Raw genomic sequence first — 25671 nt, forward strand, 5'->3', positions numbered from 1 at the left:
TTTAAATAGTATTACCACTTTAGTAACATTCCTTTAAAAGGAACTCAATATTAATTTAATAGTAGAGATAATATACAGTTAAAAAAGTGTCAAAATTAGCTTAAATTTATCCGATTCTGTCAATCTTTAGGTTCTATAATAATATTTCTCCTTTGGATTGAACTAAATTGAATGAAGCCCAAAGGCTCATTTTCAGGATTTGTGATGTTTTTTATATTGGTTTTAGGGTTTACTGGTGGTGGGCTAAACACTCCTCCATCATTAAATAATAGATTTATAAACTCCACATAATATTGATATACATCTTCATTTAAAGTGTAAAGTTCCAAGGCAACAGAATCTTCCTTCTCAAAAGTACCTGGCACTGGCAATGCCTGAAATTTTTTGCCGAAAAATTCAGATGTTAAAACAGAATTAGACAAAGCTCCTCTGGAATTTCTCAGCGTATCGTTTACAGTTACGTCTAATTTAAAATACTCAATTCCTTCATTGTTAAGTTCTCCGCTCACAAACATAAAGAAGCCCTCACCAAAAGTAGGCTGGCCTAAACTTTGTAATTCTTCTGCGGACAAATAATATAAAGAATCCAATGTAGCATTTTCTAAAATTTTTCCTTTTGCTTCTAACAATTCACCTTTAGCTTCAATATGAAGAATATATTCCTCTCCAACAGTAAGTTCTATTGGACTATTAGATTTATAGACACTGTCTTCATTATAATAAACAAATTCCTCAATTAAATTATAATCACTATCCAGCAGACTCACTTCAGCTTGTGTGAACGGAGGCATTCCAGCAGTATCATAGTAATTCAAGCTTTCCGATATTTTTACTTTCTGAAAAGACTGCTCATTTATTAATTTACCTTCAATCACCAACTTTGGTTCTGACTGTTCCAAATCCAAATCAATTAATTCTTGACAAGACCAGCTTAATAGAATGGCCAAAAGAAGGCTTAATATTTTAAATTTATTCGCTTTCATTAGTTAAAAGAAAAATTATAGGTAACAGATGGAATAATACCGAATAAAGCAGTTTTTACTGCAGCTGGTCTTGTGCTGGTAATCGGTCCATCTTGTGATTCATTAAAATTGGGGTCATTATTGTTGACCTCCCTGAATTCTATAGAAAATGGATTCTTACGATTATAAACATTATAAAAGGAAACATTAATCTCGTGATTATAACGCTTCCATCTGCTTTTCAATTGGTAAGTCAAGCCTAAATCCATCCGATGGAAATCCGGCATTCTACTAGTATTTCTTTTTGAGTCATCATAATAGGGTATGTTTTGTCCATTCATGATATACCTCCCCTCAGGAAAAGTAACTGCCGCCCCACTTGCATAAACCCAATTACCAGAAAAAGATAATCTTTCAGAAAATTTGTGTGACACAACCAAAGCCACATCATGAGGTTTGTCATATCGTGCCAAATAGGGGTCTCCACTGGCCACACCTTCAATTTGTCTTTGGGTTCTTGATAAGGTATAACTCAACCATCCCGTTGTCTTCCCAATATTTTTTCTGAGCATAAATTCTGCTCCATAAGACCAGGCAATGCCATCCGCCACAGCTGTTTCAATTCTATCATTTAAAAGTACATCTTCTCCAGGTAGAAAATCCACCACATTTTGTAACCATTTATAATATCCTTCTACCGATATTTCCCATGCGTTATCCTTCAGATTTCTGAAATAGCCAATTGCCACTTGATCTCCTATAACAGGCTTTATGTGATAATCAGCTGGAATCCATCGATCAGTAGGAAAACCGGCAGTTGCGTTGGTCGCAACTTGCAAATATTGTCGCATTCTATTGTAAGAAGCTTTTAAACTCGTTTTAGAATTCATCATATAACGAATACCTAATCTAGGTTCAAAACCACCATAGTATTTCACTAATTCTCCATTATCATATACGTCAGTTCTGATTTCATTTTCCGGCCTTTTTCTTTGGCCTTCAGCATAAATAGAAACAGAATCAGGCCCCACTTTTGCAAAAGAGGAGTATCGAATACCATATTCCATACTCAATTTGTCTGTTATGGTATGTTGATTACTTATATAAAGTGCAGTTTCAACAGCATAATCATTTTGAAGGTTGAAGTCTTGCACATTGGAATCTTGAGACCTTATTTCCGCTGGCGCAAAAACATGGTAAATAGCATTGGCTCCGAAAAAAAGCGTATTATTATTATTTAAAAAATAGTCGAAATCAAATTTTAAATTATACTCTTGTAAACCTGAATTCCAGTTAAAACCGGAGCCAGCAGTATTAACATCAAATCCATAATCAAAATTGCTATAAAGCATGGTTGTATTCAAAAATAGTTTATCATTAAAAAGATGGTTCCATCTTGTTGAAACTGTTGCATTACCCCAATCGAAACCGAATAAATCTTGAAAGCCTAAATTGTCTCGGCCAAAATAACCAGAAACAAAAATTTTATCTTTGTCGCTAAATCGATAATTAAATTTGGTATTGAAATCATAGAAATACAGGGTGTTATTTCTGATATTCTCATCTTGAGCAAAGGTCAAAAAAAGATCGGCATAAGTTCTCCTTCCCGATAATAATAAAGAAGATTTATCTTTCACAACTGGAATTTCTGCGGTTAATCGGCTACTAATACTCCCAATCCCACCGGAAGCTTCAAATTCCTGATTATTCCCCTCTCGCATTTGAATATCCAAAATAGAAGAAATTCTACCCCCATATTTGGCAGGAATGCCCCCTTTGTAGATTTCCACATTTTTAACTGCATCCGGGTTGAAAACTGAAAAGAAACCTAATAAATGGCTGGCATTATAAACCGTTGCCTCATCAAGTAAAATAAGATTTTGATCTGAACTTCCACCTCTTACAAACATTCCTGATGTACCTTCTCCAGCGGTGGAAACGCCCGGTAATAATTGTAAACTTTTGACTATATCAACTTCCCCAAAAAGTGCAGGCATAGATTTAATCCGCTCAATTTGCAATTTTTCTGTGCTCATCTTGACCGAGCTGACATTTTCATCACTCCTTGTTGCAGAGACCACAACCTCCTCCAAACTTGAGGTTTCTTCCTCTAGGTTGAAATTGATTGATTTATCTTCAGTAAGATTAATCTTGATTTCTTTTGAAGCATAACCTACATAACTTGCTTTTAAGGTATATTCTCCTTGTGGTAAGTCAAATGAATAATAACCATATACATTGGTAGCCATGCCATTTCCTGGCTGGTCTTTGTCCACAACCGTAGCGCCAATTAATACTTCACCTGAACCTGCTTCTTTTACATAGCCACTTATAGTATATTTTTGGGCAGGTAGCTGAAAGGCAAATAAGATCAGTAATATTAATAATTTGAATTTCATAAAGGTCGATAGTAGATAGCTTACACTGACCGAAAAACGATAGGTTCCTACTTTTGTTAGTTAATTCATGAAAACTTAACAATAGTTTATATGAATGGAGTAATATGAGGACAAACAAAAAACCGATGGTTCATAATAACTTACCATCGGTATTAAATCCAGATTAAATTATAAAAGAGCTTTTAGTCTGCAGACTGAATTTTCTCATCTATATATTTAACAGCCTGATTAACAGTAGATAATTTTTCAGCATCCATATCCGGAATTCTGATATTGAAATTTTGTTCGAATTCCATTACCAATTCCGCATAGTCCAATGAATCTATTCCCAAATCTTTGATAAAACTAGCATCGGCAGTCACTTCTGAACTGGCAATCCCTAGTTTTTCAACCAATATGTTTGTAATAGTTTTTTGAATTTCTTCTTTTGGCATTTTGATTATTTTTTCCACAAATATAACTTTTTAAAGGGTAATCACTAAAATTTTAATACAAACTCTGTACCTGTTCCTAACGTTGATTGAACTGATATATTACCTTGATGTTTTCTCATTATTTCTTTAGATAAACTCAACCCAATTCCAGAACCGTTTTTCTTGGTAGTAAAGAACGGAATAAAAATTTTCGTTAAGGCTTCTGGTTCTATTCCTGCTCCATCGTCTTTCACACTGATAACGACTCTTTTTTTGGCATCGAGGTTGGAAGTGATCCAGATATTTTTTTCATCCTGTGCTGAATCGAACGACTCTGAAGCATTCTTCACTAAATTGATAATCACCTGCTCTATTAATTCACGGTCAATTGAAATTTCAGGAACTTTTTGATCAAAAGACTTATGAATTTTTATTGATTTCCCTTTTAATTCTTTGCTCATTAATAAACAAATCCCTTCTAAAAGCACATTGATGTTTTCACTTTTTAATTTTGGAGTGGGCGTATGAGTTAAATTTCTAAACTCATTTAAAAATCTAATTAAGCCTTCACTTCTGTTTTCAATGGTTTTAAGTGAATACATTAAATCCTCCATGTCATCTTTTTGGATAGCAACTTCTTCTTTATCATTGGCTTTATATTCGCTCAGCATTTCACGAGTTGTACCTGTTAAGGAAGAAATAGGTGTTACGGAATTCATGATTTCATGGGTCAATACTCTGATGAGGTTTCTCCAAGCCTCCATTTCTTTTTCATCTAATTCTGTTTGAATATTTTGCAATGACACCAATTTGAAATGCTTATCATGTAATTGAAGTTCTATAGCATAAACAGATAATTGTCTGCTCTCCTCACCTATATTGACTTGAATTAATTTACTTCCTCCTGTTTTGAGTTCGCGGAAGGTCTCCACCAATTCCTCACTTACTTTTGACAATTGCTTAATATTATTGACTTGATAAGAAGTATTCAATAATTTTTTAGCGGCAAAATTATATAATTGAATATCTCCGGATTTATTAAAAGTAATAATGCCAATTCCTACATGCTGAACAATATTGCGGAAATATTGGTATTCTGCTTCCTTTTCTTTTTGCCTTTCTTTAATTGAATTGATGATGGCCTTATATTGATTTTTGAGATCCTCGTTTTTTTCTTCCGGCTCAAAATCTATCTCATTCTTTTTCAACTGATCTAAAAAACGATTGATGGACAGTTCATTGGCCGCTTGTTCTTTAAATAAAGCCCTGGATTGAATCACAATAAGCACCAAAAAAACCAATCCCAAAAAGAAAGATTCATTATGAACAGAAACAATTGCCCATACAAATATTGTCAAGATCAACAATATCAACCGAATTAAAAACCTTTTGAGAAGTGGATTATTGAAGGTCATATTTGCTTAATCTTCTATATAAAGAGGCCCTAGTCAGCCCTAATTCATCCGCTGCCTTTGAAATATTACCTCCATGAATCTGTATTGCTTTTTGAATGGTTTGTCTCTCTACATCCTCCAAATTAAAGCTATCATCCATTGTTGATGATTGCTGTGTATTTGAATTACCGCCTTTTGATAGAAAGAAAAAATCATCCGCTTCTAAAGTGGAATTATCCGCCATGATTAAAGAACGTTCTATGGCATGTTGTAATTCTCTGATATTACCTGGCCAATGATATTTCTGTAGTAACCTTAAGGCATTTTGGCTGATCTTCATATCACCTTTTTTATATTTTTTGGCATAAATTCCAATGAAATGTTCTGCCAACAAAGGGATATCCTCAATCCTTTCTCTCAATGCCGGCAAATGAATCTCTACCGTATTGATTCTATATAGTAAATCTTGTCTAAAATCCCCCTCATTTACTCTAGCATTAATATCCTCATTAGTTGCACAAATCAAACGGGTATCAAATGGAATTTCTTCATTGCTTCCTAAACGGGTTACGGTTCTGTTTTGTAAGACATTCAATAATTTTGCTTGAAGCGGTGCACTAAGATTTCCTATTTCATCCAAAAATATGGTGCCTTTATCCGCTATTTCAAATCTTCCTGCTCTGTCAATTTTAGCATCAGTGAAAGCGCCTTTCTTATGACCGAATAACTCGCTTTCAAATAATGAATCGGTCAATGCCCCCATATCAACGCTCACAAAAGAATTATCCTTGCGGTTTGATTTCTTGTGTAAAGCACGGGCAATTAGCTCCTTTCCTGTTCCATTTTCGCCTAAAATCAAAACATTGGCATCTGTGGCCGCCACTTTATCTATTATAGTGAAAACATTCTGCAGGGCTTTACTTTCCCCAATTATGGATTTAAAGGGTGCGTCTATAGATTCCTCTAATTGTTGCTTTTCTTGTTCTAATCGGCTTACCTGATTGTAGGAATTTTTCAGCTGTGAGGCTGCGTGAATAGTCGCCACTAACTTTTCGTTCTGCCAAGGCTTCAATACAAAATCCGTTGCCCCTTTTTTCAAGGCATTTACGGCAGTTTCCACATCTCCAAATGCAGTGATTAAAATCACCACTGCTTTAGGGTCCCTTTCTTTGATTTGTTCCAGCCAATACATTCCCTCTTTTCCACTGGTAGTGTCTTGACTAAAATTCATATCCAATAAAATGACATCATATGTGGCTTGATTTAAAAGAAAAGGAATCTTACGAGGATCTTTTTCGATGATCACTTCTTTTACATGCTTTTTTAATAGCATTTTGGCCGCGAACAAAACATCCTCATCATCATCTATTATTAAAACCTTATTTATTTCTTTTTCCATAATTTTTTGATTGTATTGATATTAGATAAAAACAATGCCAAAGACCAAAAACGTCTCAAGTGTTCACAATTTAATAAATCATCAGCAAACACTGTTCATTATCGTACAAAATTGTTACAGAAACGAACGATTTTAGGATTTAATGGAGAATATTTTTTCTTTAGGGAATGATAATGGTAGCTTTGCAGTTTATAAAAGCAAATTACAAAAGCAAAAATTATGTCAACAGCAAAAAAAGGCGACAAAGTAAAAGTTCACTACACAGGAAAATTAACTGACGGTACCGTTTTCGATAGTTCTTTAGAAAGAGAACCAATTGAATTTGAATTAGGTGCAGGTCAGATGATTGCCGGTTTTGACAAAGCGGTAGATGGTATGGCAGTTGGAGATAAGAAAACTGCAGATATCCCTAGCGCAGAAGCTTATGGTGACAAAAGAGATGATATGATGGTTCCAGTTCCTCATGACAAGGTTCCGGAAGAAATAAAACCAGAGGTGGGCATGCAATTATCAATGCAACAGCCTGACGGTCAAGCTTTACCTGTTTTAGTAGCAGAAGTGAATGATGACCATATAGTTTTGGATGCTAATCACCCATTAGCAGGAAAAGACTTAAATTTCGAAATCGAATTAGTTGAAATTAGCTAATCAGTATTTTAACAACATTAACTTAAAGCCCGATTGATTCGGGCTTTTTTTATTTACCTCACACTACTCTTTAATATAATCTTAGCAAATAAATTAGGAAATAACCTTTTCACTAACACACCAAATCTCTCCGCTCCTCCGATTACGGCTTCCAGTTTATTTTTTTCAACTGCTCTGATAATTCTCTTGGCACATTCTTGTGCAGTCATTCCATTGGCTTGAGCATCATCCATTTCGCCAGTGGGCTTTCCGTCAGAGCCTAAAGCATTAACCGAAACATCCGTTTTGATAAAACCAGGACAAATCATGGTGACTTTGATATCAGATTCATGAAGTTCAGTTCTCAGGGAATCAAAAAAACCGTGCAGTGCATGTTTAGCTGCGGCATAAGATGAGCGCCAAGGCGAACCAAATTTTCCCACCAAACTGCTGGTTACGACAAAATGTCCTGATTTCTGATTGACCATGTGCGGAGCCACAGCTTTTGTAAGGGCAATCGTACCGAAATAATCGATTTCCATTATTTTTCTATCCACTGATAAATCCGTCTCCAGAGCCATTCCTCTTTGGCTGATGCCGCCATTATTGAACAATATATCAATCCTTCCATAGTGATCCAATACCTCTGCAACTTTGGAATCAAATGATTTCATATCGGCCAAATCAAGCGGCAGAATCATAATATTTTCAGGTTTGGATGATTTTGCTCTCACTTCCTCTAAAACTTCCTTACGCCTTGCAGAAATTACCACTTTTGCTCCTTTTGCTATAAGTTCATAAACAATGGCCTCTCCTATTCCGGAACTTGCACCCGTTACCCATGCTATCTTATCTTTTACTTTTGTCATTTTATATCAATCATCAAAACACTAAAGCGAATTTACATTTTATCAGCTTCAAATCTTTGGAAAAACCAAAAGAAATTTAACTAATATTTTAGTATATTTTAAAATTATTATACCTTCAAGCCTTCGATCCGAAAATCAAAAACAAAAATGAAGAATATTATCTATTTTATTTCATCCATTATTATCATTTCCTTTTCGTCCTGTGGTGGGGGGTCTGAAAACGGTAAGCAAAAATCAGTTATCAATATTTCCATAGATTCTGCAATGGTGGATGCCAAAGGAGAAATCATTGATACAAAATATGGACTGCAGTCATTTGATTTTGATGATGAGAATAACTTCATGTTTAAATTTAACACCAATAACCGACATGGCTTGGAAATTATTGATATGAATAAAATGGAATTGGTCGATTTTATTCCATTTGAGATTGAAGGGCCTAATGGGACTGGTTCCAATGTAAGTAATGTAAAATTCGTTACAACAAACAAAATTGCGATACAAAACTCAAAAGACATCTTGTTATTTGATTATAATGCAGAATTAATAAACCAATATGAAATAGCGAACAATCAATTTAAAGGAGACTCAATGCCAGCTGGTTATCGAATGGAAACCACTGGCCTATTTGTTCCTTCAAAGAAAACTTCAATTAACTTAGTAAATAAGGTTTTTAGCTACCTTAGAGGCTTTGCTAAGCTAGATTTGAAGAAAAACACCAGAGAGATTTATTGGATGGATGATTTAAAACAGCTTGATGCATATCGCGTATCCTTGACAACTGGTGGGAGTGTAATGAATATTAGAACCAAAGTATATTCGCTTTTCAATGATAATAAATATATTATGTGTAATGATATGTTAAATGAACTTCATTACTATGATATGCAACTTGATAGTGTAATTCACAAAACATACCATAGCCAATTAAGCGGCAATAAAAATGAAATTGCTGGTAAGATTGAAGTTGAATCAATGGAAGAATTAGGGAGAATCATGTCTTCCAGAAAAAAAAGTAATTCTTTTGGAGAAATTGTCTATGACAAAACTAGAAAACAGTATTACCGCTTTTCATCATTTTCAACTACTCCAGACCAAGAGGAAGAAAACTGGAATATCATCTTGACCATTTTTGATGAAAACCTTAATCAAATACATGAAATAGGGAATATTGAACTAGATAAAGTACCAGAAACCTATTTTGTGAAAGATGGAAAAATCTATATTTACAAAAACATGGAAGATGAAATGGGGTTTGTGATAATCAGTCTAAATTAATTACCTAAATCTTCCCTTCGTGCAAATCCCAAATAGGAAAACACATTTCATAATCATTCCAATTAATGTCTCCATAATCAATAGTAAAGCTTTTAAACAATTCTTTATCCAAATATTTTTTAGTCATAGGGTTTTTGGAATTCTTTAGAAAGTTACTAAAGTCTATATCTCTTTCAATTCCATCTGAGAATTTAAGTTTAATTGTATAATCTCCTTTATATTCCGCATTTTCAATTGACACTACCATATTTCAAATCTTTTTTGTAATTCGTTCTGACACTACTGGTTTATTATAAACAAAGAAATCTATCCATTTTCTAACAATATCATCTCGATAAACCTCAACTAATTTTTTGAACTTTTTCAAGTTTTGAGAATCTAATGGGTCTTTTCCTGAAACATCTGAAATTCTCACTTCAACAAATTTTCCGTTTTTATATATTAGTTCCGCTTTCCTTTCCTTGAAATTTGCAATGTACGTGAATTGGCTCATGTTCATTTGAATAAAACAGAATTATTAGTCCTAAATATTCATATAATTTTGGCATGTTTTTGTTCTAATATAATAAAATACACTCTACTATGTAAAATAATTTCATTCAGTAGCCTTTATATTTAAATGTTACCCATTCATTATCAATGTTTTAAACCTTGATGTTAATTTACTTTCTTAGCTTTTTGAAAAAATTAATTACAAATAATTTAATTACTCCTAATACCTAGTCACAAAAGCATCAGGAAAACGATCATTTATTTTTGCTTTTAGCTTATCTGCCTTTTTTCTGTTTCTGTAATCCCCTAAAATGATGGCATACACTTTCGAGTCATTCAATTCTTTAATTTCTACATAAATTTTAGCTCGGTATGACTTTTCAACATTTTCAGAAAGTTTCAGCATATTATCAAAACCTTGAAAGCTTCCAATCTGGACTCCATATCCTGAAGGCTCTTTTCTTTTTACTTTGATTTGGAAGTGGGTGTCCCTATCAATTTGCTGATCAATTTGAACCGGTCTATTGCTATTGGTTCTGCCATCACCTGCATCAACCACTTCTATTTGTACTTCTGCCAAACCCTGATTGACGAATTTCAATTTTTCTGCAGCAGAACGAGATAAATCTATCACTCTACCGGAAACAAAAGGTCCACGGTCATTTATCCTCACTTCTACGGTTTCCTGGTTTTCAAGATTGGTTACTTTTACAATGGTGCCAAAAGGCAATGTTTTATGGGCTGCGGTTAAGTTTTTATGCTTATATTTTTCACCACTGGCTGTCTGCTTTCCCTCAAATTTATCTGCGTAATATGAAGCCGTTCCCTTTTGGATTTGAGCAATAGAAGATCCAAGCGTAAATAAAAACAATGAAAAAATAATAAATAGCTTTTGTAGCATTTTGAGTTCTTTTTTTGTGTGCATGAATTTAATGTTTGTAAAACTATTTTCACAATAATATTTAAACGCTTATTTTGCCAAAGTTTAGAAAAATAAAAAATTGATTTCAGAAAAAGGACTTTTACGCCTCACAATACTATTTGCAATACTCTGCTGGCTATCATTGGTGCTGGCTGATTTATTCTTGCTATTTGCTGAAATCAATGGTGCCAATGCTGGTATCACTGAGGAAATCCCTCAATTATTGCTTTCCCTTTACATTATTTTCTTCTATTTCTTTTTCAAAATTAGAATTCAAAAGGCGGAGAGCATCAATTTTATAGATTTGCTATGGCATGTTTTTTCAACAGGGCTCATTGTTTCCCTAGTACAACTTTCAGTCAGTTTATTTTTCTATTTATTAAGTGATAGCAAATTATTGCAAAACCCGCTGACGGTAAATTTCTTTTACCACATAAACCTCGGTGCCATCATAATATTCTTGGTTTCCACCTTTATTGTTTGGAAAAGGCTCATTCTTTATCAAAAAAACAAGCGCTTATTAATCATTTGGCAAGTATTTGAATATTCTTTATTGGCATCATTGCTTTACAGCTTTTTTCAAACGGGCACTCAACAATGGTTATTCAATGGCCTATTAGGAGTTTTCATACTTTATGGTTTGGTTTTATCATTCAACCTTAAGTGGATTGCCTACCTCAACTTTAAGCAAAAATGGAGAAGCATATTGCTATTGGCCCTAGTGATTTTGTATCTCTATTATTTTATCAATAACCTTTTCGGTTTTTCTCAGGAGTTCAATTTGGTTATGGACTTACTGGACAATATTTTTATTCTGGTCATTGCGGGCTTTATCTTTATTTATGCATTAATATCCATTTTGGTTATTCTTTTCAACCTACCTACTTCCTCTGTATTTGAACAAAAAATTAGCGAAGTATTAAATTTCCAGCGTTTAAGTCAATCAATTCAAAAAGGAGATAGTGAAAATCAGGTTTACGAAGTTTTATTGGAAAGCAGTAATAACGCGGTTTTCTCAACCAGTGCATGGTTAGAGATTTATGAAAATGAAGAAGCTAGTAGAATTATAAAATCCAATATTTCCGATTTAAAAATCACGCAAGTTCGGAAAAGCATACAGGATAGTGGGATTTTTTCATATTTGAATAAGCATAAGGCGAATAATTTTAAAAAAGATTTAAATCTCACTAAGCTTACTTCTAACTTAAATGACCCTGATTATGGTTCTGTTTTAGTCATGCCTTTAATTATACAAGATCGCCAAATTGGGCTATTGGTAGTTTTAAAGGATGTTTCTGATGGTTTCAATAAAGAAATGGTGAATATCATCAGTTCATTTGTAAACCAAGCATGTATTTCAATAGAAAATTTTGAGTTGTTAACTGAGGCATTAAAAAATGAACGATATAGAGAAGAATTGAAAATTGCCTCTAAAGTACAAAAAAGTCTTTTACCCCATTCATTAATTTCAGATACCGAATTTGAAATGCATGCATTTTATGAATCTGCCGATGAAGTCGGGGGTGATTATTACGATTTCTTTAAAACAGCCGATCATAAAACTGCTGTGATTATTGGGGATGTATCCGGAAAAGGAACTTCCGCTTCATTCAATATGTCTCAAATGAAAGGGGTTTTTCACAGTTTGGTCCAATTTGATTTAGATTCTAAAACTTTTTTCACCAGGGCAAACCATGCTTTAAGCCATTGTCTTGAAAAAACCTCATTTATAACCGCAGCTTATTACACCATTGACTCAAATGAAAAGAGCATCACCTTTTCTAGAGCAGGACATTGTCCCGGATTATTCTACAGCCATAAAGAAAAGAAAGCGGATTATTTCCATAATAACGGAATGGGGCTCGGCATAGTCCGAAATGATAGTTTTGAGAAATTTATTGACATCACCAAGATACATTACAATAGCGGGGACATCCTATTTCTATATACTGACGGAATAATTGAGGCAAAAAATACTGCAGGTGAAGAATTCGGTTATGATAGGCTTTGTGCCTATTTAGAGCAAAATAGCGATAAAAATCCTAAAGAAATTCAGGATGGTCTTATTAAATATTTATATGATTTTATCGGTACGGAAAATCTGGATGATGATTATACTGCTTTAATAATTAGATTTTTATAACATGGCAGTCAACCTACTGAAAATAAGCACGTAATAAAGTTTGTATGATAAACATAACAACCAAAATAGAGGGAGAAGATCACATTTTAAAAGTAGAAGGGGATGTAGATGCCAGTTCTAGCATTCACTTGGATGAAGCTTTGACCGAATTGGCAAATGATGATGCCGTTAAATTCATTTTAGTGGATGGAACGGATTTAAATTATATTTCATCTGCGGGACTGGGTGTTTTTATGTCATACATAGATGATTTTAAAACTAAAAACATCAAAATGGTTATATATGGCCTGAGTGATAAAGTTTTGAATGTATTTCAAATATTAGGCCTAGATCAATTAATGGTAATAATGACCAACAAGCAGGAAGCGAAGGAGAAGTTACATGAAGTTCAATCTTAAAGTATATTGTGAAAAAACGCGCCTAAAGGATATTCGGGAGTTTATAACCGAAAAATTGAAGGCCTATGTTCATGATGATTTGGAAATCAACCAAATGGTTTTGGCGGTGGATGAAATCTGTGCCAATCTGATTATCCATTCCAATTATTGTAATGCCAATGAAGCCATCAATCTCGAAGTTTTCGTAGAGAAGGATGGGGTTACCTTTGAGATTTCGGATGAAGGCGAAAAATTCGATATCAAAAAATACAAAGAACCTTCCATTCAAGAAGTGGTGCAAACCAAGAAAAAAGGTGGAATTGGCTTAATGCTGGTCAGGCGGATCATGGATAAAGTAGAATTCACTAATAAAGAAGAAAAAAATACCTGCATTTTGCATAAAAGATTTAAATCTGAATAAAACTTATTGATTATCCCGCTCATTTTACCCAATATTTTCCTGTGTGAATCCATTTGCATAAATTGCCATCTAAAATTCACTTAAGCCAAATGAGGAACATTAAAGGACTATTAATCCCAATTCTTTTTATATTCATCAGTTCTTGTAAAACAACCCAAAAAACTTCCATATCGGAGGTTGGCAAACCATTGTTTACGGTAGATTCTATAGCCGTTTATCCCGATGAATTCATCTATGCCTATGAAAAAAGCAATAGAAATAAAGGAGAAGTTGAGCCTATTGAAGATTACCTTGATTTATACATTAACTTCAAATTGAAGGTCACTGAAGCCAAAGCGGAAGGTTTGGATACCACCAAAGCTTATTTGAATGAACTGAACGGATATTTAGAAGAAATCAAAAAACCTTATCTTACAACAGAAAAGGTAAATAAAGAATTAGTAAAAGAGGCCTACGATCGATTACAACAAGAAATTAATGCTAGCCATATTCTGATAAGAGTGGATAAAGAAGCAAAAGCTGATGACACCTTAAAAGCTTTTCAGAAAATAAGTGAAATAAAAGAGAAATATGAATCGGGTGAAAGTTTCGAAGCTTTAGCTCGTCAATACTCGGAAGATCCATCTGCACAAAGCAATAATGGACTTTTAGGTTGGTTTACAGCCTTTCAGATGGTTTACCCATTTGAATCTGCCGCCTTTGAAACCGCTCCAGGAGAGATATCTCCTATCATACGCACTCAATTCGGATATCACATTGTAAAGGTAAACGATAAAAGAGAAACATTGGGTAGGATAAAAATTGCCCATATCATGAAGCGATTTCCTCCGCAAGCAACTAAAGAGGATTCCCTACAAGCAGAGAAAGAAATCGAAAAGATTTACACAGAACTACAATCAGGTGGCAATTGGTTTAGTCTTGCCACAAAAGAATCGGAAGATTTAAATACAAAAGATAATGGAGGAAGTTTACCTTGGTTTGGAGCCGGAAATTTACCTCCTTCTTTGGAAACGGTCGCTTTCGAACTAGAAGAAAAAGGAGATATTTCTCAACCCGTAAAAAGTCCTTATGGATGGCACATTTTGAAATTAGAAGACAAAAGAGGCGTGGGAAGTTTGGAAAGCATGCAAGAGAGTTTGAGTAGAAGGGTCCAACGAGACCAAAGATCCGATTTAAAAGAAGTGGAAGTCATTAAAAAATTAAAACAGGAAAACAATTTCAATAAAAATGTTGAAGCCTACAGCTTATTAAAAGAAAAAGAAGAATTGAGCATAGAAAACTTCAAAAAGAAAGAATTGGAAATGAGACTTTTCTCAATATCAGGAAAAAAATATTCCATCAATGACTTTTTAAACAAATATGATTCAACTAAAGAATTTAATGCTGAACTTGAGCAATATGAAAAATCCTCATTAATTCAATACGAGGAAAACAATTTAGAAATTAAATACCCTGAATATAGACTTCTAAGACAAGAATATAAAGACGGCTTATTACTTTTTGAGATTATGAATCAAAAAATATGGAGTAAAATTGGACAGGACAGTTTAGCGCTTAAAAAGTTTTATGAAGAAAATAAAGGGCAATACAAAAGCAATAAGCAAATGAAAGTTGCCCGCATTATATTTTCAGACACCTCCGCAATAAAGCCATTCAAAAATCCAATAAAAGGAGCTTATTTTCCGTTGACACAAGAGTTGGAATATGACTTAAGCAAAAAATTGAATACGCAATTAAAAATTAATGACAGTATTGACCAAAAATATTATATAAGTTTAAAAATCCCTAAAAACATAAAGGAAAGCGATTCCTTAAAGCTCTTTGGAGATTTAAATCAAACATTTAGCAATAAGGAAGTGGTGAATCTTACCTATTCCGATGAAAATAAAATATATTTGCAATTGCTTTCAGAAGCTAATGAACTTTTGGCACAGTATAATAAAAGTATTGAATCAGCATCAACCGATATAATTGATGTAACGGAAGATTCAAAATGGAAAAATAAAAACCAAGATGAATACTTCAAGAGTGTGACTCAAAAAGGAATGATAGAATTGAATTATTCTTTAGAGAGTTTCCCTTCAAAGCAAAAATCTTATGAAGAAGCTCGGGCAGATGTTATGGAAGATTATCAGAAACACCTTGAAGAAAAGTGGCTCAATCAGCTGAAAGAAAAATATGAAGTCTCTGTAAATGAGACGGTCTTAAATAAAATTAAAACTGAAATTGAGGAATAAATTATTAATCATATTGTCCGTTTGTTTTTCTGTTTGTTTTATGGGTTGTGATTACATTAACCTTAAAAATTTTGAATCAGAAGAAGAAAGCGAAGAGGAAATTCAAGTGCCGGTAGCTAAGGTTGGAAACTCCACACTTTACCAAAAAGATTTAAATGGTATAGTAGGAAACGAAATAAGCCCAAAGGACAGCGCCAACTTGGTTAATAGATATGTCAACTCATGGATTAAAAAACAATTGCTCATTTCTGAAGCTGCAGAGAAAATTAATTTTGATCAAGCCTCTATCGAAAGGAAAGTATTGGATTACCGCTATGCTTTAATGGTTCATGAGTACAAAAAATATTATGTAGATAATAATTTGGATACCCTAGTAAGCCAAGAAGAAATTGAGAATTACTACAACGAAAACAAAGATAATTTTGAGTTAAAACAAAATATCATCAGGGGCTATTTCATTACCGTTACTAAAGATGCCCCTAAAATAAACCAACTCAAAAAATTGATTAATTCAGACAAGGCTGAAGATTTTAAGGAATTAAAATCATACTGTTTTAGATTTGCAGAGACTTATTTTCTAGAAGATTCAGTATGGATAAATTTTGATGAAGCTATAAGAAACACCCCATTTGTAAGTGTCACCAATAAAGTTGACTTTTTAAAATCAAACAGTTTTGTGGAAGATTCAAATGATGAAAATTTATACTTCTTAAGAATAAAGGAATACAAAATATCAGATCAAATTTCACCTTTGGAATTTGTCAGAAATGATATAAAACAAATTATTTTAAATAAAAGAAAGGTGGCCTTGGCCAACCAATTAGAAGAGGAAGTTTTTGAAAAAGCGAAGAGTTCAAATAAATATGAAATTTACAAACAGTAAAAATAAATCCATAGCACTTTTAGTGGCATTTTTAATGATGCCATTTTTATCTAATGCCCAATCCGAAGGAGAAGTGGTAGATAAAATTATAGCTAAAGTTGATAATTATATTATTCTAGAATCCGACTTATCACTAGCCTATAAAGACTTCTTATCAAGGGGCAACATGACCAGAAGCCCAGAAGCCAGGTGTGAGGTCTTGGAGAATCTCATCATCAATAAGTTGATGTTGGCCAAAGCTGAGATAGACTCTGTTACGGTATCGGAAGCCCAAGTAGATGCACAAGTTCAAAACCGCATGAAAATGATGGTGCAACAAATAGGGTCGGAAGAAAAGATAGAAGAATACTACGGGAAATCCTTGGAGGAATTTCAAGTTGAGATCAGGGGTGATGTAAGGGAACAAATGATAATTGGCGAAATGCAACGTACCATTACTTCTGACATTGAAGTGACACCAAGGCAGGTGAAAAACTTCTTTGACAATATCCCAAGAGATAGTCTTCCATTTTATTCAACTCAAGTTCAGGTAGGGCAAATAGTGAAAAAGCCTACCATGAGTAAAGATGCAAAAGACAATATTAAAGCTAGATTAAACGGATTGCGAGATAGAATACTGGAAGGTGAGAATTTTGAGGATATAGCCAGATTATACTCACAAGAACCAGGGGCAAAACAATCAGGTGGGAACATTGGTTTTTTTGAACGAGGGCAATTGGCACCAGAATACGAGGCAACTGCTTTGAGGCTTAAACCGGGTGAAATCTCTAAACCGGTTGAAACAGATTTTGGATTCCATATTATAGAATTATTGGCGAGAAGGGGAAATGAATTCAATACACGTCATATTTTAATATTGCCAAAATTTACTCAAAAAGATATGGATAGGACTGTAAATTTCTTGGATAGTATCAGAACCTTAATCATCAACGATAGTATTACTTTTGAGGCTGCGGCCGCTGAACATTCTGACGACATGAATACTTCTTCAAGTGGTGGTTATTTTATGGAAAGTGAAGAAGGCGGTACCAAAATTTCTGTAGATGAGCTGGATCCTAATGTGTTCTTTACTATAGATACTATGGAAGTGGGAAGCATAACGAAACCGCTTATATTTAGACAACAAGATCGCTCTGAGGCTGTAAGAATATTATATTATAAAGATAGAATCAGACCTCATAGAGCTGACATTAGGATAGATTATCAAAAAATTAAACAAGCGGCTTTAAATAAAAAAAGAAGTGAAAAATTGGCAAAATGGTTTGAGGAATCAAAAAGTGATGTATTCATTGTTTTGGATGACCACTATAAAAACTGCCAAATTCTTAACTGATTAATATGGAGAAATTTGAAAATGAAGTAGAAGCAGCCAATGCTTTACATGAGAAATTTGAGAATTTAAAAAAAGAGATTTCTAAAGTAATTGTTGGACAAGACGATGTTATAAAATTAGTGATCAGTTCATTTTTTTGTCATGCTCACAGCCTTTTAGTGGGCGTTCCAGGATTGGCCAAAACTTTATTGATCAATACGGTGGCTTCTGCCATGAACTTGAAATTCAATAGAATTCAGTTTACCCCGGATCTTATGCCTTCCGATATAATAGGTGCAGAAACACTGGATAAAGACCGTAATTTCAAATTCATTAAAGGTCCAATATTTAATAATATAATTCTGGCAGATGAAATTAACAGGACTCCTCCAAAAACGCAAGCCGCTTTATTGGAGGCCATGCAAGAAAAAAATGTGACCGTTGCCGGGGAAACCTATGTTTTGCCAGATCCCTTTTTTGTATTGGCTACACAAAACCCGATTGAACAAGAAGGGACTTATCCACTTCCGGAAGCGCAATTGGATAGATTTATGTTCAATATCACTTTGGACTACCCTTCCTATGAAGATGAGTTAAACATAGTAAGAAATACTGGACAAGAATTAGAAGGGGTAAATGCTGTGATGACTTCGGAGGAAATACTTTATTTCCAAAAATTAGTAGATAAAGTGCCAGTTACCGATAATGTTGTAGAATTTGCGGTAAAATTAGTGCACAGCACAAGGCCTAACACTGAGAAAGCATTCAATATCACTAATGAATACTTAGAATGGGGAGCAGGACCTCGTGCTTCCCAGTTCTTGATTAAAGGAGCAAAATGCAATGCATTATTAAACGGAAAATACTCTCCTGACATTGAAGATGTAAAAGCGGTGGCAATTCCAGTTCTTCGTCATCGATTGGTGAAAAATTTCAAGGCTGATGCCGAAGGCATGAGTATTGAAAAGATTATTGAAGAGCTTATTTGGAAAGTGGAAAATAATTAATCTCTTAATTATTTCTGCTTAATCGTATTTATACTTTTCTCGAATACTGTAATGTTTTCAACTAAGGTTTAAATGCTTGGTGTGCCACTAACCTTGGAATCTACCACCGGTTGGTGGCACACCTACCGGAAACCAGAGAGCAACTAACTTCTTTCAGTAATTCTATATAACCCAATGGCTAAAGCATTCACCACATTAATGGAAGAATTTTCTCCAAACATAGGGATGTGATAATGATGATGACAAAGCTGGAGTAGTTCTTCCGAAATGCCTTGTCGCTCAGAACCAACCACCAATACTATTTTTTTTTGAACATCAGCCTTAAAATTATAAAGGGACTGACTATTTTGGGTTATTTCCAATGCAATGGATTGATATCCAGCATTCATTAATTCAGTGATTTCGCCTTTCCCATCCTTTTTGAATTCATAGTGCATCGTTTTGTACGTATTCCGAGAAGCTCTCTTGACCTTGGTTGTCAAGTCAATTGCATGTTCACCCACAAAAAATATCTTCTCAATCCCAAAAGCATCGGCCAAGCGCATGATCATCCCGGTATTTTCCGGGGTACGGATATTTTCGGCCACTATGACGATTTTTAAATTATGCCTTGCATTCTGTATATTTTCATGTTCTTTTTGAATCATTGTCAATTCCTCTAATAAGAATGACAAAATAAAGGTTTTTCAAAATCAATTGGGTATAAAAGCTGACGATTTCCCATGAATTCTTTTTACAAATGTCATAATGTCAGATAAAATATCCCCATTGTCTATTGGCACATCCATTGTTATGTATTGTGAAAAATGAATTTAGAATTAGAAAAATAAATAGATCATGGGAAAAATTATTGGAATTGACTTAGGTACTACCAACTCCTGTGTGGCGGTAATGGAGGGTAATGAACCCGTTGTCATCCCCAACAGTGAGGGTAGAAGAACTACTCCTTCAATTGTAGCGTTTTTGGATGAAGGGAAAGGCGAACGAAAAGTAGGTGATCCTGCAAAACGTCAAGCTATTACCAACCCTGCCAATACAATTGCATCAGTGAAAAGATTCATGGGTAAGAAATTCTCCGAAGTATCGGAGGAGAAAAAAATTGCTTCTTACAAAGTTGAATCTGGAAATAACGATACAGTTAGAGTAAAAGTAGGAGACAGAAATTATACTCCTCAAGAATTATCTGCAATGATTCTTCAGAAAATGAAATCGACTGCAGAAGATTATTTAGGACAAGAAGTAACAGAAGCAGTTATTACAGTTCCTGCTTACTTTAATGATGCAGAGCGTCAGGCAACAAAAGAAGCTGGACAAATTGCAGGTTTAGAAGTAAAAAGAATTATCAATGAGCCAACTGCTGCGGCTTTGGCTTACGGATTAGATAAAAGAGATAAAGATCAAAACATTGCCGTTTACGATTTAGGTGGTGGTACTTTCGATATCTCTATATTAGAATTAGGTGATGGTGTTTTCGAAGTAAAATCTACTAATGGTGATGTTCACTTAGGTGGTGATGACTTCGATCAAGTAATCATTAACTGGTTGGCTGATGAATTCAAAAATGAGCAAGGCATTGACTTGAAGCAAGACCCAATGGCATTGCAAAGATTGAAAGAAGCTGCTGAGAAAGCTAAGATTGAATTATCAAGCTCTACTGAGACAGAAGTGAACTTACCTTATATCATGCCGGTAGATGGCGTGCCTAAGCACTTGGTTAGAAAATTAAGTCGTTCAAAATTCGAGCAATTATCTGACGATTTAGTGAAAAGATCAATGGCTCCGGTTAAGAAAGCTTTAGAAGATGCTGGTTTATCTCCTTCTGAAATTGATGAAGTAATCTTGGTAGGTGGTTCAACGCGTATCCCAAGAATTCAAGAAGAAGTAGAGAAATTCTTTGGCAAAAAACCTTCTAAAGGTGTAAACCCTGATGAGGTTGTAGCAATTGGTGCTGCGATTCAAGGTGGTGTTTTAACTGGTGAGGTAAAAGACGTATTGTTATTGGATGTAACACCATTATCATTAGGTATTGAAACTATGGGTGGAGTCATGACTAAATTGATTGAATCAAATACTACGATTCCATCTAAGAAGTCAGAAACATTCAGTACGGCCTCTGACAATCAGCCTTCAGTGGAAATCCATGTATTGCAAGGTGAAAGATCTATGGCAAAAGACAACCGTTCAATCGGTAGATTCCACTTGGATGGTATTCCACCAGCACCAAGAGGGGTTCCTCAAATTGAGGTAACATTCGATATTGATGCCAATGGTATCTTGAATGTATCGGCTAAAGATAAAGGAACAGGAAAAGAGCAAAAAATCAGAATCGAGGCTTCTTCAGGATTGTCCGAAGAGGAAATCGAAAAAATGAGAAAAGAAGCGGAAGCCAATGCTGAAACCGATAAAAAAGAGAAAGAGAAGATTGACAAAATCAATCAAGCTGATTCTTTAATTTTCCAAACTGAGAAGCAGATGAAAGAATTTGGCGATAAGCTTTCTGAAGGCAACAAAACGGCCATCAACGATGCTTTAGCTAAATTGAAAGAAGCACATAGCAGTCAAGATGTTGAAGCAATTGATAGCTCAATGGAAGGCTTGAACACTGCATGGCAAGCAGCTTCACAGGAAATCTACCAAGCACAGCAAGCGGCTGGTGGTGCTGAAGGACAGCCAGGCGGAGACGCTGGGCAACAAGCACAAGGCGACAGCAGTGAAGGAGTAGATGACGTGGAATATGAAGAAGTAAATGATGATGATAATAAAGATTCTAAATAAGAATCAGTAAATCATAAATTTTAGCGAAAGCCTCTTGGAGAAATCCGAGGGGCTTTTTTTATTACCTCTATTTAAAAACTAAAAAAATAATCCTTCTTTTTTAGTTGAATCCTTGCATATATATATATATATTTAAGTTTGGTTTTTTCAACTTTAAAATTGTAAATATTATGAAAAAACTAAAATTAGTAACATTAATGATAGCATTAATGGGAATTTCGTTTGGATCATATAGTAGTGATCCTTGTATCAAAGAAGCAAAGCTTGGTGAAGCAGGTACTGATTTAGAAGGAAGTTGTTATGACAGTGGAAGTAGTTGTACAGCTGATATTTGTCAAAATGTAATTATTAAGAAAGAAATAGGTTAACCAAAAATAATGAGGCTTGATTTAAAGCCTCATTTTTAAATCCCCATTATGAATATAAAAATACTTTCCCTTATAGCAGTCCTTTTCTGCTTAGGATGTAGCTCAAATCAAGATTTCGAGCATAAAAGCAAATTATTAACTGACAAAGTAAAAGTTAAGATCCCTATTGATAACAATACTTCTTTTTCACCTTTCACAATGCAATATTTAGGTGAGGGTAATTTAGATTTATTAGCTGTTAGTAATACTTACACAAATTCAATTGATTTGTACGATTTAAATAATAGAAAGCTATTCAAAAAAATATCAATCAATGATAGCAATCGCCAATATTTAGACAACTTTCATGGTTTTTACTTTTCAGATCCCAATACTCTAATGGTTTATAAAAGAATGTCTATTGCTAGCATTCTATCTATTTCACTAAACGATAATTTTGAACCAACGGAAAAGAAAACCATTACTGCTAAAAATGCCTATAATGGCTCTACATTTTTAAATCATGCAAGCATGACGGCTTCTCCCTCCATTTATTCCGATAACAAATTCCATTTTACCATTCTTCCGCTTGGAATGCATGAAAGGTTTGGGTTAGATATGGAAAGAGAACCAGTTGAAATGATTTATGACATAAACATGGATAGTGCCTATTTCTATAACGTGCCTTGGCCAGAGGTATACAATACAAACAATTTTGAAAGCCCAACCAATATTTCATTTAGAACTAAAGGACACAACAATCATTTCGTATATTCTTGGCCAGCATCTGATAGTTTGGTAGTGCGAAAACCTAATGGCAAATACATGAAAGTTAATGCCAAAAGTAAATATTTCGATGAATCTCCCTATTATGATAATCGAAGCTTGAAGAATGGACAGAATATATCACAGCTTGAGAGTAATTATTATGTAAAGGTGCTATATGACCCTTTTAGAAAATTATATTATAGATTAGGAAGAATCGGTTTAAATAATGTTGGTAAAATGGATAACCCAACCCATTACAAACAAGAAATTACCATCACTATTTTAAATGAAGACTTTAAAATTATAGATGATGTAAGACTTCCAGGAAATCAATATCTAATCAAAGATACTTTTATTGGAAAAGAAGGCCTTTACATATCCAATCATAATGCCTTTAATGAAGATGTATCAGAAGATGAAATGAGTTTCACAATTCTAAAGGTAGAAAATGAGAATTAATTTATTTCTAATAGCTTTTTTGCTTATTTCAGGCTGTTCTAAAAAAGCAGAACTATCAAATGGTGACAAAGATATGTACTCCACAAATTTTACTAAATGGGTAAATGAGCATACAGTAAAAAACGATAAAATAGCGGTATTGAATTATGGACTTTGTCACTATTGTGATAATAAAATCAATCAAGTCTTAATCAACAGTAATTGCTTGAAAAACAACGACATATCATTTGTGCTAGCGACAGATAAAAATCTCCCTACTATGCTAGATACTCTTAATCAACAGTATACAAATAGATTCTATCATTATAAAAATTATATAAAAAAACCAGTTGTTGGGGAATTCCCAAGAATCTATGAAATAAATGATAGAAATGGTAAACGAATACTGACCTTCACAGAATATTCCTCGGTGGATTTTGCAAATGAGCTTGATCACTTATGTACAATCAGGTACAATAAAAAGTATATCATGAACGAAAGAATATATTATAAAGGCATGCCAATCCCTGGTGATGAGGGCTTTATGATGATTGATAAGAAAAATGGCATCTCTTATGAAAATATAGATTGTGTGGATAAATACTATTTAAATCGTAATGAAATTATTCAATAAATACATCATATTACTCATTAGCTTTATTCTATTTTCTGCTTTACTTGCTTGTGATTCACCTGAAATTCATGTTAAGGTTGACGACCGGCTTATACCTTATCCATTTTATGGAAAAATTAAGCAAATTGATGAAAGTGAATATTTGATTTATTACAGTCAATTCACATCAGGTCTGATCGTTTATGATATAGAAAGGGAAATCATTAACAATGATATTTTATATGAAAATTACTATTTAAAGAACGGTCACTTTCAAACATTTACTTTATCTGAAGACTATAGATTATTTATGACCCCAAAAGGAATTAGTGATATAATAGAATTCAATATTTATGGCATCAAAAACCATCATTATTGGTCTAAGGAGCGAAGTTTTAATCATTTTTCAAACTATAGAAACCATCCGATCTTCTATAAAAATGAAATCTTTCAAACGTCAATAGATTCTCTAAAAAATAGAGATAAAGGCTATCTGATTGAAAAAATAACAGATATTAAAAATAAGAGCACTAGACAAATTAAAATACATTATCCCAAAAATAATAGCGATTTGCCAATAGCTGGAATGTTCCCTTCAAAAATAAGAGTAGGTCAATCAATAATCTACAATTTCCCTAATTATTCTGCTTTTTTGATTTACAATTTAAATGATCAATCTATTGAAGAGAAGGAATTATTTCTGGAAAAAGAGCTAAACGTATCAAAAGAAATACTTGATGATGACTATGTAAGTGAAATAGATTTTTATAAAAATTCAGATTTAATAAGGAAAGTGGTTTATAATAAAATCACCAAAGAATTTATGTTAGTACTTAAAAGAAATGGTTTTAAGCAATATACAATTGTTAAATTAGACGAGAATTATCGCCAGATAGGTGAAGAGCAACATTTATCAACTTCTTGTTATTGGGAATCATTAATTCCAAATAAAAATTCCTTCATTGCAATTGACAATGTGAAAAGTCTAGAAATGGAAGGCTTCATTTTTAAAGATGTAAATACTTTCACTTTATGAAAAACTTAATATTTCTCTTTTTACTATTTTCTTCTGTTACTCAGGCTCAAAGTATAGTGGTAGGACCAGAAGCAAGGGGTATTGATGTAAATAATATTCTTGATTATGATGATGGTGAAGCTTATTCAGGTGAATCTGAGGATATATTAAATTATCTGGAACAATTAGGGATCGAGTACAATAATGAAAAATACATTATTCTATACCCTTGGGGTAACGATGCTTATAGCGACCATCATTTCACTCAGTTTCTTACTGCAGAATATGATTATAGAGATTTAATTTTTATATTCATTTATACAAACCCTTTTATTAAATTAAACATAGAAGATATAATTAGCAAGCAAAATAAGTATTTGTATTTAGATAATGATAATCTATATAGACATCAACAGTTTTACAATTACACTCCAGTAGTCATTCAATTTCATGAAAACAAAGTATTTCAAAAATGGCACATGAGTTTTAAACACGCTTTACCCATAAAGAGAGATATTTTTGTGGAATTGAAATAAAGTGTCCTTTCGAAAAATTATAAATTCTTATTTAATTTATTTAT

Annotated in this window: 26 protein-coding genes; 15 read left to right on the plus strand and 11 right to left on the minus strand. The window is 33.6% G+C overall.

Features of this window, described 5'->3' with window-relative positions; all coding sequences use genetic code 11:
- Window positions 1-119: 119 nt before the first annotated feature.
- The 5 genes from ACFE0M_RS10015 to ACFE0M_RS10035 all read right to left on the minus strand — a co-directional run bounded on the left by ACFE0M_RS10015 (window position 120) and on the right by ACFE0M_RS10035 (window position 6567).
- Window positions 120-983, minus strand: a complete 864-nt coding sequence (locus tag ACFE0M_RS10015) for a DUF4249 family protein (protein WP_434545622.1) — start codon at window positions 981-983, stop codon at window positions 120-122.
- Window positions 983-3361, minus strand: a complete 2379-nt coding sequence (locus ACFE0M_RS10020; protein WP_434545623.1) for a TonB-dependent receptor — start codon at window positions 3359-3361, stop codon at window positions 983-985. Before ACFE0M_RS10020 ends, ACFE0M_RS10015 begins: the two co-directional genes overlap by 1 nt.
- A gap of 182 nt (window positions 3362-3543) precedes the next feature.
- Window positions 3544-3813, minus strand: coding sequence for an acyl carrier protein (locus ACFE0M_RS10025; protein WP_434545624.1), 270 nt, complete (start codon window positions 3811-3813; stop codon window positions 3544-3546).
- 26 nt (window positions 3814-3839) lie between these two features.
- Complete coding sequence (locus ACFE0M_RS10030) at window positions 3840-5132, minus strand: sensor histidine kinase (protein WP_434545625.1); 1293 nt, start codon at window positions 5130-5132, stop codon at window positions 3840-3842.
- Between the two features lie 43 nt (window positions 5133-5175).
- Window positions 5176-6567 carry a sigma-54-dependent transcriptional regulator gene (locus ACFE0M_RS10035; protein ID WP_434545626.1) on the minus strand — a complete coding sequence of 464 codons (1392 nt, stop codon included), beginning with the start codon at window positions 6565-6567 and terminating at the stop codon, window positions 5176-5178.
- A 219-nt stretch (window positions 6568-6786) separates the two neighbouring features.
- On the opposite strand from ACFE0M_RS10035, the gene ACFE0M_RS10040 reads away from it, so the two are divergent.
- Complete coding sequence (locus ACFE0M_RS10040; RefSeq protein ID WP_434545627.1) at window positions 6787-7215, plus strand: FKBP-type peptidyl-prolyl cis-trans isomerase; 429 nt, start codon at window positions 6787-6789, stop codon at window positions 7213-7215.
- Between the two features lie 53 nt (window positions 7216-7268).
- Here ACFE0M_RS10040 and ACFE0M_RS10045 read toward each other — a convergent pair whose 3' ends face one another.
- Window positions 7269-8063, minus strand: coding sequence for an SDR family oxidoreductase (locus ACFE0M_RS10045; RefSeq protein ID WP_434545628.1), 795 nt, complete (start codon window positions 8061-8063; stop codon window positions 7269-7271).
- Window positions 8064-8210: 147 nt separating this feature from the next.
- Here ACFE0M_RS10045 and ACFE0M_RS10050 point away from each other — a divergent pair, with 147 nt between their 5' ends.
- Window positions 8211-9341, plus strand: coding sequence for a DUF4221 family protein (locus ACFE0M_RS10050; protein ID WP_434545629.1), 1131 nt, complete (start codon window positions 8211-8213; stop codon window positions 9339-9341).
- 4 nt (window positions 9342-9345) lie between these two features.
- Here the strand turns inward: ACFE0M_RS10050 and ACFE0M_RS10055 are convergent, their stop codons facing one another.
- The 4 genes from ACFE0M_RS10055 to ACFE0M_RS10070 all read right to left on the minus strand — a co-directional run bounded on the left by ACFE0M_RS10055 (window position 9346) and on the right by ACFE0M_RS10070 (window position 10758).
- Window positions 9346-9588 (minus strand): DUF2442 domain-containing protein, encoded by a 243-nt coding sequence (locus tag ACFE0M_RS10055; RefSeq protein ID WP_434545630.1) that lies wholly within the window; start codon window positions 9586-9588, stop codon window positions 9346-9348.
- A gap of 3 nt (window positions 9589-9591) precedes the next feature.
- Window positions 9592-9756, minus strand: a complete 165-nt coding sequence (locus tag ACFE0M_RS10060) for a hypothetical protein (protein ID WP_434545631.1) — start codon at window positions 9754-9756, stop codon at window positions 9592-9594.
- Window positions 9757-9775: 19 nt separating this feature from the next.
- Entirely contained in the window at window positions 9776-9889 is a 114-nt protein-coding gene (locus tag ACFE0M_RS10065; protein WP_434545632.1) for a DUF4160 domain-containing protein, read from the minus strand.
- A 164-nt stretch (window positions 9890-10053) separates the two neighbouring features.
- The gene (locus ACFE0M_RS10070; protein ID WP_434545633.1) at window positions 10054-10758 is read right to left on the minus strand and encodes a septal ring lytic transglycosylase RlpA family protein; all 705 of its coding nucleotides are present in this window, start codon (window positions 10756-10758) and stop codon (window positions 10054-10056) included.
- Window positions 10759-10834: 76 nt separating this feature from the next.
- On the opposite strand from ACFE0M_RS10070, the gene ACFE0M_RS10075 reads away from it, so the two are divergent.
- The 7 genes from ACFE0M_RS10075 to ACFE0M_RS10105 all read left to right on the plus strand — a co-directional run bounded on the left by ACFE0M_RS10075 (window position 10835) and on the right by ACFE0M_RS10105 (window position 19135).
- Window positions 10835-12898, plus strand: coding sequence for a GAF domain-containing SpoIIE family protein phosphatase (locus tag ACFE0M_RS10075; protein WP_434545634.1), 2064 nt, complete (start codon window positions 10835-10837; stop codon window positions 12896-12898).
- Window positions 12899-12942: 44 nt separating this feature from the next.
- Window positions 12943-13296 (plus strand): STAS domain-containing protein, encoded by a 354-nt coding sequence (locus ACFE0M_RS10080; protein ID WP_434545635.1) that lies wholly within the window; start codon window positions 12943-12945, stop codon window positions 13294-13296.
- Complete coding sequence (locus ACFE0M_RS10085) at window positions 13280-13696, plus strand: ATP-binding protein (RefSeq protein ID WP_434545636.1); 417 nt, start codon at window positions 13280-13282, stop codon at window positions 13694-13696. Before ACFE0M_RS10080 ends, ACFE0M_RS10085 begins: the two co-directional genes overlap by 17 nt.
- 89 nt (window positions 13697-13785) lie before the next feature.
- A complete protein-coding gene (locus ACFE0M_RS10090) occupies window positions 13786-15933 on the plus strand; it encodes a peptidylprolyl isomerase (RefSeq protein WP_434545637.1) in 2148 nt (715 codons plus the stop codon).
- Entirely contained in the window at window positions 15923-16816 is an 894-nt protein-coding gene (locus ACFE0M_RS10095) for a peptidyl-prolyl cis-trans isomerase (protein WP_434545638.1), read from the plus strand. Before ACFE0M_RS10090 ends, ACFE0M_RS10095 begins: the two co-directional genes overlap by 11 nt.
- On the plus strand, window positions 16797-18149 hold the full coding sequence (locus ACFE0M_RS10100; protein WP_434545639.1) for a peptidylprolyl isomerase: 1353 nt from the start codon (window positions 16797-16799) through the stop codon (window positions 18147-18149). The genes ACFE0M_RS10095 and ACFE0M_RS10100 overlap by 20 nt, the downstream gene beginning before the upstream one ends.
- A gap of 5 nt (window positions 18150-18154) precedes the next feature.
- Window positions 18155-19135: an AAA family ATPase gene (locus ACFE0M_RS10105; protein WP_434545640.1), complete on the plus strand. Its 981-nt coding sequence runs from the start codon at window positions 18155-18157 to the stop codon at window positions 19133-19135.
- A 143-nt stretch (window positions 19136-19278) separates the two neighbouring features.
- Here the strand turns inward: ACFE0M_RS10105 and ACFE0M_RS10110 are convergent, their stop codons facing one another.
- Window positions 19279-19809 carry a TrmH family RNA methyltransferase gene (locus tag ACFE0M_RS10110; RefSeq protein WP_434545641.1) on the minus strand — a complete coding sequence of 177 codons (531 nt, stop codon included), beginning with the start codon at window positions 19807-19809 and terminating at the stop codon, window positions 19279-19281.
- 163 nt (window positions 19810-19972) lie between these two features.
- Between ACFE0M_RS10110 and dnaK the strand changes: the two genes are divergently transcribed.
- The 6 genes from dnaK (at window position 19973) to ACFE0M_RS10140 (ending at window position 25627) form a co-directional block, all read left to right on the plus strand.
- The gene (dnaK, locus tag ACFE0M_RS10115; protein ID WP_434545642.1) at window positions 19973-21910 is read left to right on the plus strand and encodes a molecular chaperone DnaK; all 1938 of its coding nucleotides are present in this window, start codon (window positions 19973-19975) and stop codon (window positions 21908-21910) included.
- 170 nt (window positions 21911-22080) lie between these two features.
- Window positions 22081-22278, plus strand: a complete 198-nt coding sequence (locus ACFE0M_RS10120) for a hypothetical protein (RefSeq protein WP_434545643.1) — start codon at window positions 22081-22083, stop codon at window positions 22276-22278.
- Window positions 22279-22326: 48 nt separating this feature from the next.
- Window positions 22327-23484, plus strand: coding sequence for a DUF4221 family protein (locus ACFE0M_RS10125; protein ID WP_434545644.1), 1158 nt, complete (start codon window positions 22327-22329; stop codon window positions 23482-23484).
- Window positions 23474-24097: a hypothetical protein gene (locus ACFE0M_RS10130; protein ID WP_434545645.1), complete on the plus strand. Its 624-nt coding sequence runs from the start codon at window positions 23474-23476 to the stop codon at window positions 24095-24097. Before ACFE0M_RS10125 ends, ACFE0M_RS10130 begins: the two co-directional genes overlap by 11 nt.
- Window positions 24081-25112 carry a hypothetical protein gene (locus ACFE0M_RS10135; RefSeq protein WP_434545646.1) on the plus strand — a complete coding sequence of 344 codons (1032 nt, stop codon included), beginning with the start codon at window positions 24081-24083 and terminating at the stop codon, window positions 25110-25112. Before ACFE0M_RS10130 ends, ACFE0M_RS10135 begins: the two co-directional genes overlap by 17 nt.
- Window positions 25109-25627, plus strand: a complete 519-nt coding sequence (locus ACFE0M_RS10140; protein ID WP_434545647.1) for a hypothetical protein — start codon at window positions 25109-25111, stop codon at window positions 25625-25627. Before ACFE0M_RS10135 ends, ACFE0M_RS10140 begins: the two co-directional genes overlap by 4 nt.
- Window positions 25628-25671: the final 44 nt, after the last annotated feature.

This window comes from Marivirga sp. (assembly GCF_051117495.1).
Taxonomy (GTDB): Bacteria; Bacteroidota; Bacteroidia; order Cytophagales; family Cyclobacteriaceae; genus Marivirga.